Origin of the sequence: Butyrivibrio sp. INlla21, from assembly GCF_900116875.1 — a bacterium.
In the GTDB taxonomy this organism is placed as follows: Bacteria; Bacillota; Clostridia; order Lachnospirales; family Lachnospiraceae; genus Butyrivibrio.
The window spans coordinates 180,150-196,096 of record NZ_FPCC01000003.1 but is presented as its reverse complement, the minus strand read 5'-3'; the positions used below and the strand labels follow the sequence as shown (position 1 = coordinate 196,096).

Here is a 15,947-nt window from a genome sequence, read left to right as displayed (position 1 = left end):
TTGTTCTTACAGCTCCTCATCGTATGAGGCATCCAATATATCATCAAAAGGGATCTTGGTGTTTACTATTTGAAGTATGCGGGCGACATCGTCGAACCTCGCAACCATTCCTGTGACCTTGAGGTATTCGCCTTTGTGGAAATAGACACAGGTTATGATCCGACCCTTTTTGATATTATGCATTTTCTTATCGAGCTCTTCGTACATTTCTTCGGAGAGCTCGATTTTTGGTACAACTATTTTTTCTTTTGCAAGGAGAGCTTCGTCAAGTCCCTTAACCGCCTGAAACGGAAGGAACTGAGCGGCTCTTTTTTCTATTGGCATTTTCTGTCTGGCCATATGTATACCTCGTATTCAGAGTGGCGATGGGCTGCGCGGGGTGTGGGTGCGGAAGTGGCCCCGTCTCCTAGGTCCGGTCCCCGCTACGCTTTATGCCCTCCGATCTGGTTGTTGCGGTCGCGTGTTGTGGCGCCGTCTTCGAAGTTCAGTCCCTTTAGGATCGCATTTTTTCCGAATTTGTTCTTAATCTCAAGGACAGCCTTTTGCATCTTGCGGTCCTTCTCAAGATCCTGCGCGGGCATGAAAAACGAGTACTGCGTATATTCCTCGGGGATTACGTTGTTGGCTACAACGTACATGCGGCGAACCTTGTACTGCGGATTGACGATCTTGCTGTAAAGGTCTGCAATTCCGGGAATAAGCAAAAACGAAGCATTTGTTTCCGTGTCAAAAGAAAAAGTGCCCTTGGCGGCAGGTAACGGGCAGCCCTTGGCATATCCGACCATCAGGGAAAAAGATTTACTGACAAGCCCTTTGTCGACCATATCGAGGCAGAGGATATCCATCATTTCTTTTGCAATCACTAGTCCCATATCGAAGGTATAATCGCTCATAAGGACCTGTCCCTGAGAAAGAGAGTGCGCCGCAGACGAATACGCCTTGATATCCTTGATGGTAGTGGGTTCGCGTCCCCAGGCGTGGTCTATAAGAAGCTCTGCATTTACGCCGAGAAGCTTATAGATAAGATTCTCATCGCCGTTTGCGATATCTCTCATTGTCAGCATGCCGTAAGTCTCTAGTTTACGCGCAATTCCGGGACCGATACGCCAAAAGTCGGTAAGCGGTCTGTGATCCCATAGAGTCTCTCGATAGCTCTTTTCATCAAGTTCTCCGATAAAATCCTTGGCGTGCTTGGCTGTGATATCAAGGGCGACCTTGGTTAAAAAGAGATTGCTTCCGATTCCGCAGGTTGCGCGAAGCCCCAGCGAATCGTATATGTCGCCGATTATGGTCTGTCCGAGCTCCCTGGCTGTCATATGATAGAGATTGAGGTATTCCGTGACGTCCATAAAAGCCTCATCGACGGAGTAAACGTGTATATCGTCCTTGGAAATGTACTTAAGATATATGGAATAAACTTGTGCGGAATAATCGAGGTATTTCTGCATCCTCGGAACCGCCATGATGTAATCTATGTGCTTTGGGATCTCAAAGACGCGGCATCTGTTGGGAACTCCCAGTGCCTTCATCGCGGGAGAGACCGCAAGACAAATAGTCTTGTCGCTGCGCTCGGGATCGGCTACGACAAGACGTGTGGTCATAACGTCAAGTTTCCTCTCAACGCACTCAACGGAGGCGTAGAAGGACTTAAGATCTATGCAGATATATGTTCTTTCTCTTTCAGCTGCCATAGCTATATTATACAAACGTATGTTCTGCTAGTCAAACTTAAGTTTCCGGAAAGACACCGCCTTATTTGTAACACAATTAAATATATATTGTGCTATAATCGGTATATCTGAGAAATTCTTCTGTTCATACATGCAATTCGCGTATTTTCTACATATGTATGAATATAAAATATGCTTTTAGAGGAGGAAGGTATGTTAAAAGACGGAAAAATATGGGTTGCTAACAACGAAAGCGGCGAGAATGTATTTCTTTTGCCCAAGATGGCTAACAGACACGGACTCATTGCAGGTGCAACAGGAACAGGTAAGACAATAACTCTTAAGGTTCTTGCTGAGTCTTTCAGTGATATGGGAGTTCCCGTATTCCTTGCGGACGTCAAGGGTGACCTTGCCGGAATGGTACAGGAAGGCGTGGATTCCGAGGATATGCAGAAACGTATTCAGAGATTCGGTCTTGAAGAAGCAGGCTTTGATTATCAGAAGTATCCTTCAACATTCTGGGATGTATTCGGAGAAAAGGGTATTCCGCTCAGAACAACGATCTCCGAGATGGGACCTGTTCTTTTGTCAAGAATACTGGGACTTAACGACCTTCAGAGAGACATACTTTCAATCGCTTTTAAGATTGCCGATGACAACGAGCTTCTTTTGGTAGATACCAAGGATCTCAAGGCAATGCTTACATACATTTCCGATAATAATAAAGAGTTTGCCGCTGAATACGGTAATATCAGCAAGGTTTCGGTCGCAGCCATCGTGCGTGCGGTTGTTTCTCTTGAGATCGCAGGCGGAGATAAGTTCTTCTTCGAGCCCGCGCTCAACATCAAAGACTGGTTCACAACAGGCGAAGGTGGCAAGGGTATGATCAATATCCTCGACAGTACAAGCCTTATCAACAACGGAACTCTTTATTCGACATTCCTTCTTTGGATGATGTCCGAGCTCTTCGAGACACTTCCCGAAGTCGGCGACCTCGACAAGCCCAAGATGGTATTCTTCTTCGATGAAGCACACCTTCTTTTTGCGGATGCTCCCAAGATCCTGATGGACAAGATAGAGCAGGTAATTAAGCTCATCAGATCTAAGGGCGTCGGAATTTACTTTGTAACTCAGAACCCCAGGGATATTCCCGACGGCGTTCTTGCACAGCTCGGAAATAAGATCCAGCATGCACTTCGAGCTTACACACCTTCAGATATGAAGGCAGTTAAGGCTGCAGCTGATTCTTTCCGTGAGAATCCCGCATTCAAGACTGCTGACGTTATTCAGGAGCTTTCCACAGGTGAGGCTATCTGCTCATTCCTTGATGAGCACGGAACACCCACAATGTGCGAGAGAGTTAAGATCTTACCTCCTCAGAGCCTTATGGGCGGAATCGATGATTCTGTCAGGGATAAAGAGATCAAGGGCAGCGTACTTTACAGCAAGTACTTCGAGCCTCACGATCCCGATTCTGCTTATGAGTTCCTGCAGAGAAAAGGTATAGAGGACGCCAAGGAAGCCGAGAGACTCAAGGCCGAAGAGCTCGCACGCAAGGAAAAAGAAAAAGAGGAAGCTGCCGCTGCTAAGGCAAAAGAGAAAGAAGAGGCAGCCGAAAAGAGAAAACAGAAACAGAGAATCAAGACTGTCGGTAATGCAGTTGTTGGTACTGTAGGAAGAGAAGTAGGAAAAGGACTTGGCGGAAAGTTCGGAAAATTCGGAAAGACACTCGGAGGAAATCTCGGAGCAAGTCTCGGAAGAGGAATACTTTCAACAATCTTCAAGACCTGATAGCCGATGTTTATTCTTATCAAAAGATATTTATGCAATACAAAGGACCTGCTTATTATAAGCAGGTCCATATTTTTTGGGAGGAGGGGCTGTCCGGTTGGGGGACCTGACAGCCCGTGTATGAAAAAAAGTATTGTTGGGGGTTCAGAAGGTCTGTCCTTCTGATGTAATTTATATTACAATGTAACTGTTGCCAAACTGTGACAAAATTATAAAAGAATTATAACCAATTCAAAAAATAAAAATAGGAGAGAGAAAAAATGTCAAAAGATATACGTAATAACAACTACGCAGACCGCGAGTACTATTCGCGGGATGATAGGCGTGAGCGGGGATACGAGCGCTATAGAGATGAATACGACGATCGTTATGATGATCATATAGATTATTATGGAAATGAAGAAAGAAATGATGGCGACGACCGCTATGATGATCACTTTGATAATGGAGATCGCTACGATGACAGAGATTATAGATACGAGGATTCCGACGATCGCTATGATGATTATCGATATGAGGATGCCGATGGTGGTCGCTATGACGATCGCTACGAAGATGACAGACGCTACGAAGATGAGCGCTATGACGATCGCTACGAAGGGGACAGACGCTACGAAGATGAGCGCTATGATGATCGTTATGATGACGACTATGATCGCAGAGATGACCGTTACGACGAGCGCGATGACCGTTATGACGACCGAGGCGAGCGTTATGAAGATGATTACGAGGATGATTATTATCGTGACGACCGCTATGATGACAGATATGACGATGAGAGATATGATAGAAGAAAAGAACGTGACAGGCGCCGCGATGATGACAGGCGTGATGAGCGTGGCAGACGCAGGCGTCGCGATCGCGTAGAAGATTTTGAAGACGATTTTGATGATATTCACGGTGGTAAGGATATGAAAAACGGTGCAGTTAAGGCAATTATTGTAATTGCGGTATTATTGATAGTGGGACTTGTTTTTGTAAAAGTCGCAGTTCCGGCGATCAAGCAAAAGGCTAAGAAGGCAGTCGCTGAAAAAGCGGTAGAGACAGTGATTGAAAATGCAGAGAAGATCCCCGGTGCAGGAGAAAAGATCGGGGAGATCACTTCCAAGATGAGTGAAGAAGACAAGCAGAAAGTTACCGAAATAGTTGAAGAGCATATGGATACCGAGACGGTTACCGAAGTAATGCAATATGTAAATGATGGTGACGAGGCGGGACTTATGAAGTACGCCGCAGAGAATCTCTCACCGGAGGAGGTACAGGAGCTTACCGAGATGTACCAAAAGTACAAGGACTGAGATGTAGAGTGAAAATCTATGGCAAACGCCTTATATTTCAGAATTAAAAAAGTCCGCAGCAATTGCTGTGGACTTTTCTTGTGCTTTCGACGTACAAAACGGTGCATATTTAATAATGATATAAAAATAATCCAATAACGCAAAAACACCCACGGGGGGACGTGAGTGCCTGCGATTTTCTTATGAGGGGGAGATAGTGATTACTCTATAGAATAGAGCATGATTACATCACTAACTTTATAAATACTATAAACCATAAATGTGTTCAAAAAGTGAAATATTTTATTTTTTTCAAAAAAATTTTCAAATTTATTTGTGCGCAATGTAATTTCATTTCAGTTTCGATGTAATTTTATAATTTAAATATAGTTTTTTACAAAACCACTTACTACTATAAGAATAGAGTTATGTTTTTTTTGATAAGGAGGCCGATATGACAGGCATTTCTTCAGTATCCGGATATTCTTCATATTCACCATATTCGGTTATTTCAAACGGAGGTACGTACACCAAGGCTGCTCAGGGAGCGTCCGAGCTTGCGATTCAGGAAAAGACCAAGGCCCAGACAACAGGTCTTGAAGCCGGCGGTGAGAACCTGACTTCCGCAAAGTCTGCTCTTAACGTAGAAGACGGAGCGATGCAAGAGGTTACAGAGTATCTTCAGTCGATAAAAGAGCTTTCGGTAAAGGCTTCAAACGGAACTTTATCGGACAGTGACAGACGCTCGATCCAGGATCAGATCGATCAGTATAAGAAGGGCATTGACGATATAGCAGGTGCCACTACTTATAATGAAAAGAAACTTCTTGACGGAACAACTCCCGATATGAGAGTTGCATCCGATAACAACGGCTCCGAGGAGGTTATCTCTTCCAAGAACGTTTCACTTAAGGCGCTTGGAATCGAAGATTACGACGTAACGAGCGGTGACTTCGATATGAGCAGGATCGATAAAGCGATCGAGAAGCTTTCAAGTGAAAGAAGCGATGCGGGAGCTACAACGAACAGAGTGGAGCATGCGCTTACATATAACAGCCATGCCGCTATGGAGCTTAACGGCTATCAGATGAACAAGGAAGAGCAGAACGTATCTGATGCTATAAGCGCACTTAAGACCAAACAGGCTCTTGATGCATATCAGGTTAATCTTCAGAAGAAACAGCAGGAGGATAAAGAGAGACAATCGTTAATGATGTTCGGTTGATAACGATACAAGGAGCTGCCAAATTATTTTGGCAGCTCTTTTTTGCTAAAAAAGTCTTTCGCTCGCGCACAGGTGTTTTTTTGTCAAGGATTCTTGATTTATTTTAATCACTTTGAGTGATTTTAATGTATCGCTTGACATGGGTTAATCGTTTGATTATTATAGTCTGTGCTTGCACGTATTTAAGATAAGATTTATACGTGTGCTTAATATGGATGTTTCGGTACAATGACGTACGGGCAAGTATGTCATTGTACTTTTTTTGCTCGATTTAATGTGATAAAGTGGTAACGCTTTGCTCGAAAAATGAAAGCTCTAACATTCCATTATTTCGGTGTATAATATACTTATACCCGATAACATAAATTTTTACAGGTTGGAGAGACTATGAATACTAAGACATTAATGTACATTGTAAAGAGAGTATTGCTTGCAATCGTTACTATATGGGTAGTTATCACAGTTACCTTTTTCGTTATGCATGCAGTACCGGGAGGCCCATTCACAGGGGAAAAGGCTGTAACCAAACAGGTTATGGCAGCTATGGAAGCTAAGTACGGTTTGGACAAACCTTTAGGAACACAGTATCTTACTTATCTTAAGGACGTATGTCTGCACTTTGACTTCGGTCCTTCATTAAAGCAGAGAGGACGTAATGTAAACGGTATCATCCTTGACGGAATGAAGACTTCCGCCAAGCTCGGTATCATTGCAGCGCTCATCGCTCTTATCTTCGGAGTTGTTCTCGGATCTTTTGCAGCGCTTCGCAGAAACAAACTCGTTGACAGGATCATTATGGTAATGACAACAGCATTCGTATCAATGCCTTCATTTATCATGGGATCGTTCCTTCTTATAATATTTGCAATTTCTCTTAAGATTTTCCCGGCTAACGGAGCGGCAAGAAACGGACTTTTCCTTCCCGTTGTAACGCTTTCGCTTTATCCGATGGCATATATCACAAGACTTACCAGATCTTCAATGCTTGAAGTATTGGGACAGGATTATATCAGAACAGCAAAGGCAAAAGGCGTATCCGGAACAAAGATTATTTTCGGACATGCGCTTAAAAATTCACTTATCCCGGTTATCACATACTTTGGACCGATGCTTGCCGGTATTGTTACAGGTTCCCTCGTTGTTGAACAGATCTTCGCGGTTCCCGGAATCGGAAGAGCGTTCGTTAACAGCATCACGGGACGTGACTATCCGCTTGTAATGGGCACAACTATCATACTTGCAGCCCTCATCGTAATCATGAACCTTATCGGTGACATCATGTATAAGGTTGTGGATCCTCGTATCACTTTAGAATAATTGGGAGAGTAATATAAATGGACAAGAAAATTTTCAGTGCACAGGTTAATATGGACGACTTTATTCCTGCCACAGACTCTGAAAAAGAGTATATGGTGCAGATGCGTCCTTCATCTACATTTTTTAAAGACAGCGTAAAGAGACTTCTCAAGAACAAGGTTGCTACAACTTGTTTCTTTATAATAGTATTTATCACATTGGCAGCTATTTTCGTGCCGATGTTCTGGCCTTATTCATATGAGCAGATGCTTGGGATGCAGGCCGGTAAGGCTACAGACAATTCTTTTAATAATCTCAGTCCTTTTGAGTACAGCACGACAGAGCAGACTTTAAGAGCTGCCGGAGAGAAGGTTGTTCCTCATATCTTCGGAACAGATTCTCAGGGCAGAGATTATTTCATTCGTGTTGTTTACGGAACACGTATTTCACTCGCAGTTGGCTTTTTTGCCAGCATAATCGTTCTTATTATTGGTATGACGATCGGTTCCATCGCAGGTTATGCGGGAGGAAGAGTCGATCTTATCATAATGAGAATAGTCGATATCATATATTCACTTCCGGATATGCTTATGGTTATCCTTCTTTCATCCGTCCTTAAGGTCGTAATGGAGGGAGCGCTTGACGGAACGGTACTTGCCAAGATCGGTTCGAACATCATCAGTTTGTTTATAGTATTTGGTGTTCTTTACTGGGTATCAATGGCAAGACTTATCAGAGGACAGATCCTTTCACTTCGTGAACAGGAGTATGTACTTGCTTCTCAGGCAGCCGGAGCAAAAGGAAAGTGGATCATTCTTAAACATCTTATTCCTAACTGCTTTTCGGTAATCATTATTTCAACAGCGCTTCAGATTCCAAGTGCAATATTCACAGAGAGTTACCTCTCATTCCTTGGACTTGGTGTTAACGCACCGATGCCTTCGCTCGGATCTCTTGCATGTGACGCGCTCAACGGTGTTTCATCATATCCTTCAAGATTGGTGATCCCTGCACTTGTTATTTCACTCATCGTTTTGTCTCTTAACCTTTTCGGCGACGGACTACGCGATGCGTTTGATCCTAAGCTTGATACTTGATAGACATTTTTATAAGAGAAAACAGATGGAGATTTAAATATGAGTTTATTGGAAGTCAGAGATCTGCACACCTCTTTCTTTACGGATGCGGGAGAGGTCAAGGCAGTTAACGGAATATCTTTTAATTTAGACAGAGGCAAAGTCCTTGGAATAGTAGGAGAGTCAGGCTCCGGTAAGTCAGTTACGGCTTATTCGATCATGCAGATTCTTGCGGGAGCAGGTAAGATCGTTTCGGGTTCTATAAAGCTTGACGGTCAGGAGCTTGTTAATTCAGGCGAGAAAGTCATGAAGACCGTAAGAGGAAATAAGATTTCGATTATTTTCCAGGATCCCATGACCAGTCTTAACCCTACATATACAATCGGTCATCAGCTTATGGAGGCAATTTTACTCCATACAGGAAGAAATAAAGAGCAGGCAAAAGAGCGTGCGATCGAGATGCTGAGGCTCGTTAACGTAAACGAGCCCGAAAAGCGTATGGATCAGTATCCTCACGAGTTTTCAGGTGGTATGAGACAGAGAGTTATGATCGCTATGGCGCTTGCATGCGAACCTGATATCCTTATCGCGGATGAGCCCACAACAGCGCTTGACGTTACTATTCAGGCACAGATCCTTGATCTTATGAAATCACTTCAGGAAGAGCTCGGAATGGCTATCATCATGATCACACACGATCTTGGCGTTGTTGCTCAGATGTGCGATGAAGTTATCGTAATGTACGCAGGTTCTATCTGTGAGCAGGGAACAGCGGATGAGATCTTCTACAATCCTTGTCACGAATATACGAAGGGCCTTCTTCGTTCAATTCCTACAGAGGGAAAAGAGGGTAAGAAGCTTGAGCCTATCAGCGGAACACCTATCGACCTTCTCAATATGCCGAAAGGATGTCCTTTCGCACCCAGATGCGATGCTGCCATGAAGATATGTCTTCGTGAGAGAGCAGAGCGTATGCAGATTAATGACGACCACGCCGCAGGCTGTTGGATGAATGTCAAAAAGCAGATGGAAGGCGGTGATAGGTCATGAGTACAAATAATAACGAAAAAAATCTCCTTGAGATTAAACACTTAAAAGAATACTTTGATATTAACGTAGGATTTTTCAAGACCAAGCCTCTTAAGGCGGTTGACGATGTCTCTTTTGCCATCAAAAAAGGTGAGACATTAGGTCTTGTAGGAGAATCAGGCTGCGGTAAGACAACCGTAGGACGTACCATTCTTAATCTTTATAAGCCCACATCCGGTGAGATCTGGTATGACGGCAAACTTATTAAGACCAAAGAGGATATAAAAGAGTTCCGTAAAAAAGCCACTATGGTTTTCCAGGATCCTTATTCATCACTTAATCCGAGAATGACGGTTTCCGATATTATCGGCGAGCCGCTTGACATACATAAGCTTTACAAGACTAAGGAAGAGCGCAGAGAGCGTATCCTTGAACTCATGGGATATGTTGGACTTAACTCTGAGCATGCTTCCAGATATGCACATGAATTTTCCGGCGGACAGAGACAGCGTATCGGTATCGCAAGATCTCTTGCCGTTAATCCTGAATTTATAGTTTGTGACGAGCCCGTATCGGCTCTTGACGTTTCCATTCAGGCGCAGGTTATCAATATGTTTGATGAGCTTCAGGATAAGCTTGGTCTTACATATTTGTTTATAGCACACGACCTTTTGGTTGTACGTCACATAAGTGACAGAATCGCAGTTATGTACTTAGGTAAGATGGTAGAGCTTGCGGATGCTGATGAGATTTACAATAATCCTCTTCATCCTTACAGCAAATCACTTCTTTCCGCAGTACCCGTTCCGGATCCCAAGATCGCAAGAGCCAATCAGCGTATCGTATTATCCGGTGATATACCCAGTCCTCTTAATGCTCCTTCGGGATGTCCTTTCCGTACGAGATGCCCTTATGCAAAGGCTGATTGTGCAGAGTGCATGCCTGAGTTTAAAGAGGTTAGCAAAGGTCACTTTGTTGCGTGTCATCATATGGAAGACGCCAACTGAATGATAAAACCCAACTCATAATTCATAATAAGGAGGAAAATTATGAAAAAGAAGTTATTTTCAGTACTTCTTGCAATGACAATGGTACTGAGCCTTGTTGCCTGCGGCTCTAAAAAGGGCCCTGCAGAGGATGGAATCAACGTATGTTTAGCATCCGAGCCGGCAACACTTGATCCTGCACTTCAGTCAGCTGTAGATTGCGGTATCGTTATCAATCACCTTTTCGCAGGTCTTGCTACTTGGGAAGAGGGCGCAAACGGTGAGAGCGTACTTGCTCCCGATTGCATCACAGAGTTTACTGAGGGTGTAGAGAATCCTGACGGAACAGTAACTTATACTTATACACTTAGGGATGGTCTTACATGGTCTGACGGTAAGGCTGTAACAGCAGGCGATTTCGTATTTGCTTGGAACCGTGCTGCTTCACCTGCTACAGCAGCAGATTACGGTTACATGTTTGATGTAATCGACGGATATGATGCTATGTGGGCTGATGATGCCAAGGGTGATGAGACACTTAATGTTCAGGCTCCCGATGACAAGACTCTTGTTGTAACACTTAAGAATCAGGTTCCTTACTGGAACGAGCTTATGGCATTCCCTACATACAAGCCTGTACGTGAGGATGTTGTATCTAACGAAGCTTGGGCAACAGAGCCTAAGACAATGATCTGCAACGGTGCTTACACAATTGAGAGCTGGGAGCACAACTCTTATCTTACACTTAGAAAGAGAGATGACTATGTTGATGCTGCTAAGGTAACAATGCCTGCTATCAACTTCTATCTTTCTGACGATGTAAATAATGACCTTGCTAACTTCAAGAACGGCGATTGGCAGTTCATTGATGATGTACCTACAAACGAGATTCCTGCTCTTAAGAAGGATTACCCTGATGAGTTCGTTATCACAGGTAACGTTGGTACATATTATCTTTGCTGGAATGTAAATGAAGACCTTCTTCCAAACAGTGACCTTGAGGGCACAGAGAAGGCTCTTGCAGAGGCTGAGATCAGAAACGCCGTTAACCTTCTTGTAGACAGAAACTACATTGTTGAAGATGTATCACAGGGCGGACAGGTTCCCGCTTCTTCATTCGTAGCTATGGGTCTTACGGACGCTGACGGAACTGAATTCTATAAGAATGCAGGTAATAACGACTATACAGGATACTTTGATGTATCTAAAGAAGCATATGAAAAGACTTGGGAAGAAGCTAAAGAAGTACTCAAGAAGTACTACACATTTGATGAGGCTTCAGGAAAGTTCACAGATATGCCTTCACTTGTATACCTCTACAACACAAACGAGGGACATAAGGCAATCGCTGAGGCTATCCAGTCTAACTTCGCTCAGATGGGCATCAACATGAGCCTTGAGAATCAGGAGTGGGCTACATTCCTTGAGACAAGAAAGAACGGTGACTTCTCTGTAGCACGTAACGGATGGCTCGGAGATTACAACGATCCTATTTCTTTCCTTGATATGTGGACAACCGTTTCCGGAAACAACGATGTTCAGCTCGGTAAGGGCGACAATGAGACAGTTAAGGCTTACAGCATTGACCTTACAGACCTTGGATATGAGACAAAGGTTGAGAACGGAACATGGGCTGAGACTTATGACGTTGTTATCAGCGACATCAAGACATGCACAGATCCTAAGACAAGATATGCTCTTATGCACAAGGCTGAGGATCTCCTTATGTCAACAGGCACAATTTGCCCTATCTTTTACTACACAGATCTTTACATGATCGACGACAGCGTAGACGGATTCTTCACAACTCCTCTCGGCTTTAAGTATTTCATGTATTGCACAATCAATAAATAATAGTTATACTTCTTGTGTATGACATCATGGCGTCGCCCCGGAGGTTCCGGGGCGGCGTTTTTACGGAGAATGTTATCAGGGAGAATATTATGGAAAATGAAAAACTTAAACCAATGCTGTTTACCGTTTTAAAAGGCTATAACGGTAAACAATTCGCGCAGGACCTTGTATCCGGAATCATAGTTGCGATAATCGCACTTCCTCTTTCAATCGCACTTGCGCTTGCATCAGGTGTTGGGCCTGAAGAAGGTCTGTACACGGCTATCGTTGCCGGCTTTATTATTTCCTTCCTCGGTGGAAGCAGAGTACAGATAGCCGGTCCTACAGCAGCCTTTGCAACAATCGTTGCGGGCATTGTAGCCACAAAAGGAATGGAAGGCCTTGCTCTTGCAACTGTATTTGCAGGAATCCTTCTGATACTGATGGGTGTATTTAAACTCGGATCACTTATCAAGTTTATTCCTTATACGATCACAACAGGATTTACAGCCGGTATCGCAGTAACCATCCTTATAGGACAGATAAAGGATTTCCTTGGACTTACTTATCCTGCGGGAACAGCAACGGTTGAGACAATGGATAAGATCGAAGCCATCGGTAAGAATATCGGAACTTTAAATTATCAGGCTCTCATCGTAGGTGTTGTTTGCCTTGTTATTCAGATAGTGTGGCCTAAGATAAGCAGCAAGATCCCCGGATCTCTTATCGCTGTTATAGTCGGAATCTTTATGGTAAAGTTCCTCGGACTTCACGTTAATACGATTGGAGACCTCTATGTTATTAAGGGACAGCTTCCTGCGTTCAGATTACCTGCAATAAGCTATCCATTGTTAAAAGACGTAGCGGGAGACGGCTTTACAATTGCAATCCTTGCGGCTATCGAATCTCTTTTGTCCTGTGTTGTTGCAGACAGTATGATCGATTCGAAACACAGATCCAATATGGAGCTTGTAGCGCAGGGCGCTGGTAACATCGGATCGGCTCTTTTTGGCGGAATCCCCGCAACAGGAGCTATCGCACGTACCGCAGCCAATATCAAGAATGGCGGTAGAACACCTATCGCAGGTATGATCCATTCAATCTGCCTTGTTCTTGTGCTTGTGGTGCTTATGCCTTACGCAGCACTTATTCCTATGCCTACAATAGCGGCTATTCTTTTCATGGTCGCTTATAATATGTGTCAGTGGAGAACCTTCGTACATCTTGTAAAAACAGCGCCCAAGAGCGATATTTTGGTGCTTGTTCTTACATTTGTACTTACGGTGGTATTTGACCTTGTTGTTGCCATCGAAATCGGTATGGTTCTTGCTTGCCTCCTTTTCATGAAGAGAATGAGCGAAGAATCTCGTGTAAGAGGCTGGAAGTACTTCGATCCCGAGGATGATCCGGACGGAACGGACCTTAAGGATATTCCGAAGCACGTTCGTGTTTATGAGATCAGTGGACCCATGTTCTTTGGTGATGCCGAGCAGATCGCCGAGATCAGCATTAAGGACTTTACCAAGGCTCTTGTTATCCGCATGCGTGGTGTACCTGCGATCGACGCAACAGCAATGCATTCATTCGAGCAGCTCTATGACAGATGTAAAAAGAACGGTGTTCAGCTTGTCTTTTCACATGTAAATGAGCAGCCTATGAACACGATGAAGAAGGACGGCTTTGTAGAGCTTGTTGGAAGTGAGAATTTCCTCCCTCACATCGACGAAGCACTTAAGAGAGCCGCAGAAATACAGTAAAAATATGGCTTTAATCCCCGAATGCCGGTAGATGACATTCGGGGAATTTTTTTGCCTCCTCGCATCAAGAATTATATTGTTAAAACACAAGATGTGGTATAATTAAGGTACAAGTCATACAAATAAGGGGGACGTACGCATGAAGAAGATCTACGTACTGGACACCAACGTTTTGATTCAGGCACCACACGCCTTGAAGTGCTTTGATGATAACGAGGTCGTTCTTCCGCTGGTAGTCTTAGAAGAATTGGACGCCCACAAACGCGATGAGGGCGAGAGAGGAGCCAATGTAAGAGAAGCAATCAGAATCCTCGAACAGCTTCGGGGATCAGGCGATCTGGTTGCAGGTGTTAAGCTTGATAACGGGGGAAGTCTTCGAGTAGAGAAGAACTTCAAGGATACAGTCCTTCCGGAAGATATGGCGGAACACAAATCCGACAACAGGATACTTAAGGTATGTAAGGGATTGTCGGAGAGTAGGAAAGAACAGGTAGTTCTGGTAACTAAGGATATTCTGATGCGTATCAAGGCGCAGCTTATCGATATCAGATCCGAGGATTTCACAACCGAGCAGGTTGCGGGACACCAAGAGCAGTACAGTGGTAGGATTGATGTATATGCGCCCGAAGAGATTTTTAAGGATTTCAAGAAAAAGGGTATACCCGTCAGCAAAGTTTATTGTTGCGATGAAGACGGTAACAGATATGAACCTGAGTTATACGAGAATGAATTTGTTGTTGTAAGAGCCGATCAGTCTACCAATAAGACTCAGATGGGCAGAGTAAGTAAGGGCGTCATCAAAAAGCTTGAATTTGAAAGATCGCAGCCCTACGGTGTTAAGCCGAGAAATGCAGGTCAGTACTTTTTACAGGAAGCGCTTATGCAGCCCGCTGACGTGGCGCCGCTTGTAATCGTTAAAGGTATGGCGGGTACAGCCAAGACTTTCTATTCACTTGCTGTCGGACTTGAGAAGATGATAAACCGGCCGACAGGAGAGTACAGAAGGATTCTTGTGTGCAGACCCAATTCACAGTTTGATGATGATATAGGCTTTCTTCCCGGCGATGAGCAGGAGAAGATATCACCGCTTATGCGACCCATTATCGATAACCTTGAACAGCTCATTGATTCCAATGAGGAAGAGAGATACAAGGACGAGAAGGAGCTTCAGGATAAGACTGATGAAGTCTTTGACAGAGGTATCGTACAGTGCGAAGCGCTGAACTTCATAAGAGGAAGATCAATTCTTAAGACTTTCCTTATTATAGATGAAGCTCAGAACATGACACCTACACAGGCTAAGGGTATAATTACCCGTGCCGGTAAGGATACCAAGATCATACTTCTCGGTGATCCCAATCAGATAGACAGACCGTTCCTTGATGAGAGAACCAACGGTTTATCCTATGCTTCAGAGCATATGAAGGGCAGTCCGTTCTGCTGGCAGGTATCGTTATCTGCTTCAGAGTGTGAGCGTAGCCGTCTTGCAATGGATGCGATTGAGCGTATGAGAGATAAAAAAGACTTCTGATATTATTAGGTAAGTCTTCATATTATTAGTGCATGCTAACACCTCACTTTTAAAAGTGAGGTGTTTTTTACTTACAAAGCCTTGAAAACACTATGAAATTTTGTTAGCTATTAACAACAAAAAATTGCCAAAATCTATTGACAAAGAATTTCAAAAAGACTATTCTTATCATGGTTAGCAAGGACTAACATTTTATTAGATGATGCTAACAGGTAATTAATTTTATCTTTTATGCATTTGAAAGGAGATCAATATGCCTTTAAGTATGGGAAATATTGGTGAACTTGTTTCTATAAAACGTGTCACCGGCAATGATGAGACACGTCAGCATCTCGCAGAACTTGGTTTTATCATTGGTGAGCCGGTTACCATTGTAAGTAAGAACGGTGGGAATCTGATCATCAATGTTAAAGATAGCCGAATTGCTCTTGATAAGACTTTGGCTAATCGCATTATGATCTAATAGATATAAAGAA

General features: G+C 43.6%; 13 protein-coding genes. 11 read left to right on the top strand and 2 right to left on the bottom strand.

Features of this window, described 5'->3' with window-relative positions; translation table 11 throughout:
- Positions 1 to 6: 6 nt before the first annotated feature.
- Entirely contained in the window at positions 7 to 339 is a 333-nt protein-coding gene (locus tag BM377_RS02435; protein WP_092243155.1) for a YolD-like family protein, read from the bottom strand.
- A gap of 83 nt (positions 340 to 422) precedes the next feature.
- On the bottom strand, positions 423 to 1,691 hold the full coding sequence (locus BM377_RS02430) for a Y-family DNA polymerase (protein WP_092243276.1): 1,269 nt from the start codon (positions 1,689 to 1,691) through the stop codon (positions 423 to 425).
- Between the two features lie 192 nt (positions 1,692 to 1,883).
- On the opposite strand from BM377_RS02430, the gene BM377_RS02425 reads away from it, so the two are divergent.
- From BM377_RS02425 to BM377_RS02375, 11 genes are all read left to right on the top strand, one after another.
- Positions 1,884 to 3,461: a helicase HerA-like domain-containing protein gene (locus tag BM377_RS02425; protein ID WP_092243152.1), complete on the top strand. Its 1,578-nt coding sequence runs from the start codon at positions 1,884 to 1,886 to the stop codon at positions 3,459 to 3,461.
- Positions 3,462 to 3,721: 260 nt separating this feature from the next.
- The gene (locus BM377_RS16265) at positions 3,722 to 4,759 is read left to right on the top strand and encodes a hypothetical protein (RefSeq protein WP_177223772.1); all 1,038 of its coding nucleotides are present in this window, start codon (positions 3,722 to 3,724) and stop codon (positions 4,757 to 4,759) included.
- A gap of 433 nt (positions 4,760 to 5,192) precedes the next feature.
- A complete protein-coding gene (locus BM377_RS02415; RefSeq protein WP_092243150.1) occupies positions 5,193 to 5,963 on the top strand; it encodes a flagellin in 771 nt (256 codons plus the stop codon).
- Positions 5,964 to 6,350: 387 nt separating this feature from the next.
- The gene (locus tag BM377_RS02410; protein ID WP_092243146.1) at positions 6,351 to 7,280 is read left to right on the top strand and encodes an ABC transporter permease; all 930 of its coding nucleotides are present in this window, start codon (positions 6,351 to 6,353) and stop codon (positions 7,278 to 7,280) included.
- Positions 7,281 to 7,297: 17 nt separating this feature from the next.
- Positions 7,298 to 8,356, top strand: coding sequence for an ABC transporter permease (locus BM377_RS02405; protein WP_092243140.1), 1,059 nt, complete (start codon positions 7,298 to 7,300; stop codon positions 8,354 to 8,356).
- A 39-nt stretch (positions 8,357 to 8,395) separates the two neighbouring features.
- Positions 8,396 to 9,385, top strand: coding sequence for an ABC transporter ATP-binding protein (locus tag BM377_RS02400; RefSeq protein WP_092243137.1), 990 nt, complete (start codon positions 8,396 to 8,398; stop codon positions 9,383 to 9,385).
- Positions 9,382 to 10,371 carry an ABC transporter ATP-binding protein gene (locus BM377_RS02395; protein ID WP_092243134.1) on the top strand — a complete coding sequence of 330 codons (990 nt, stop codon included), beginning with the start codon at positions 9,382 to 9,384 and terminating at the stop codon, positions 10,369 to 10,371. Before BM377_RS02400 ends, BM377_RS02395 begins: the two co-directional genes overlap by 4 nt.
- Positions 10,372 to 10,413: 42 nt before the next feature.
- The gene (locus BM377_RS02390; RefSeq protein WP_092243133.1) at positions 10,414 to 12,204 is read left to right on the top strand and encodes a peptide ABC transporter substrate-binding protein; all 1,791 of its coding nucleotides are present in this window, start codon (positions 10,414 to 10,416) and stop codon (positions 12,202 to 12,204) included.
- 89 nt (positions 12,205 to 12,293) lie between these two features.
- Positions 12,294 to 13,940: a SulP family inorganic anion transporter gene (locus tag BM377_RS02385; protein ID WP_092243131.1), complete on the top strand. Its 1,647-nt coding sequence runs from the start codon at positions 12,294 to 12,296 to the stop codon at positions 13,938 to 13,940.
- A gap of 139 nt (positions 13,941 to 14,079) precedes the next feature.
- The gene (locus BM377_RS02380; RefSeq protein WP_092243128.1) at positions 14,080 to 15,471 is read left to right on the top strand and encodes a PhoH family protein; all 1,392 of its coding nucleotides are present in this window, start codon (positions 14,080 to 14,082) and stop codon (positions 15,469 to 15,471) included.
- Positions 15,472 to 15,724: 253 nt separating this feature from the next.
- On the top strand, positions 15,725 to 15,934 hold the full coding sequence (locus tag BM377_RS02375; RefSeq protein ID WP_092243124.1) for a FeoA family protein: 210 nt from the start codon (positions 15,725 to 15,727) through the stop codon (positions 15,932 to 15,934).
- The last annotated feature ends 13 nt before the right edge of the window (positions 15,935 to 15,947 follow it).

Coding starts and splice junctions, on each gene's coding strand:
- BM377_RS02435 (WP_092243155.1), bottom strand. CDS start 339: ATGGCCAGACAGAAAATGCCAATAGAAAAAAGAGCCGCTCAGTTCCTT.
- BM377_RS02430 (WP_092243276.1), bottom strand. CDS start 1,691: ATGGCAGCTGAAAGAGAAAGAACATATATCTGCATAGATCTTAAGTCC.
- BM377_RS02425 (WP_092243152.1), top strand. CDS start 1,884: ATGTTAAAAGACGGAAAAATATGGGTTGCTAACAACGAAAGCGGCGAG.
- BM377_RS16265 (WP_177223772.1), top strand. CDS start 3,722: ATGTCAAAAGATATACGTAATAACAACTACGCAGACCGCGAGTACTAT.
- BM377_RS02415 (WP_092243150.1), top strand. CDS start 5,193: ATGACAGGCATTTCTTCAGTATCCGGATATTCTTCATATTCACCATAT.
- BM377_RS02410 (WP_092243146.1), top strand. CDS start 6,351: ATGAATACTAAGACATTAATGTACATTGTAAAGAGAGTATTGCTTGCA.
- BM377_RS02405 (WP_092243140.1), top strand. CDS start 7,298: ATGGACAAGAAAATTTTCAGTGCACAGGTTAATATGGACGACTTTATT.
- BM377_RS02400 (WP_092243137.1), top strand. CDS start 8,396: ATGAGTTTATTGGAAGTCAGAGATCTGCACACCTCTTTCTTTACGGAT.
- BM377_RS02395 (WP_092243134.1), top strand. CDS start 9,382: ATGAGTACAAATAATAACGAAAAAAATCTCCTTGAGATTAAACACTTA.
- BM377_RS02390 (WP_092243133.1), top strand. CDS start 10,414: ATGAAAAAGAAGTTATTTTCAGTACTTCTTGCAATGACAATGGTACTG.
- BM377_RS02385 (WP_092243131.1), top strand. CDS start 12,294: ATGGAAAATGAAAAACTTAAACCAATGCTGTTTACCGTTTTAAAAGGC.
- BM377_RS02380 (WP_092243128.1), top strand. CDS start 14,080: ATGAAGAAGATCTACGTACTGGACACCAACGTTTTGATTCAGGCACCA.
- BM377_RS02375 (WP_092243124.1), top strand. CDS start 15,725: ATGCCTTTAAGTATGGGAAATATTGGTGAACTTGTTTCTATAAAACGT.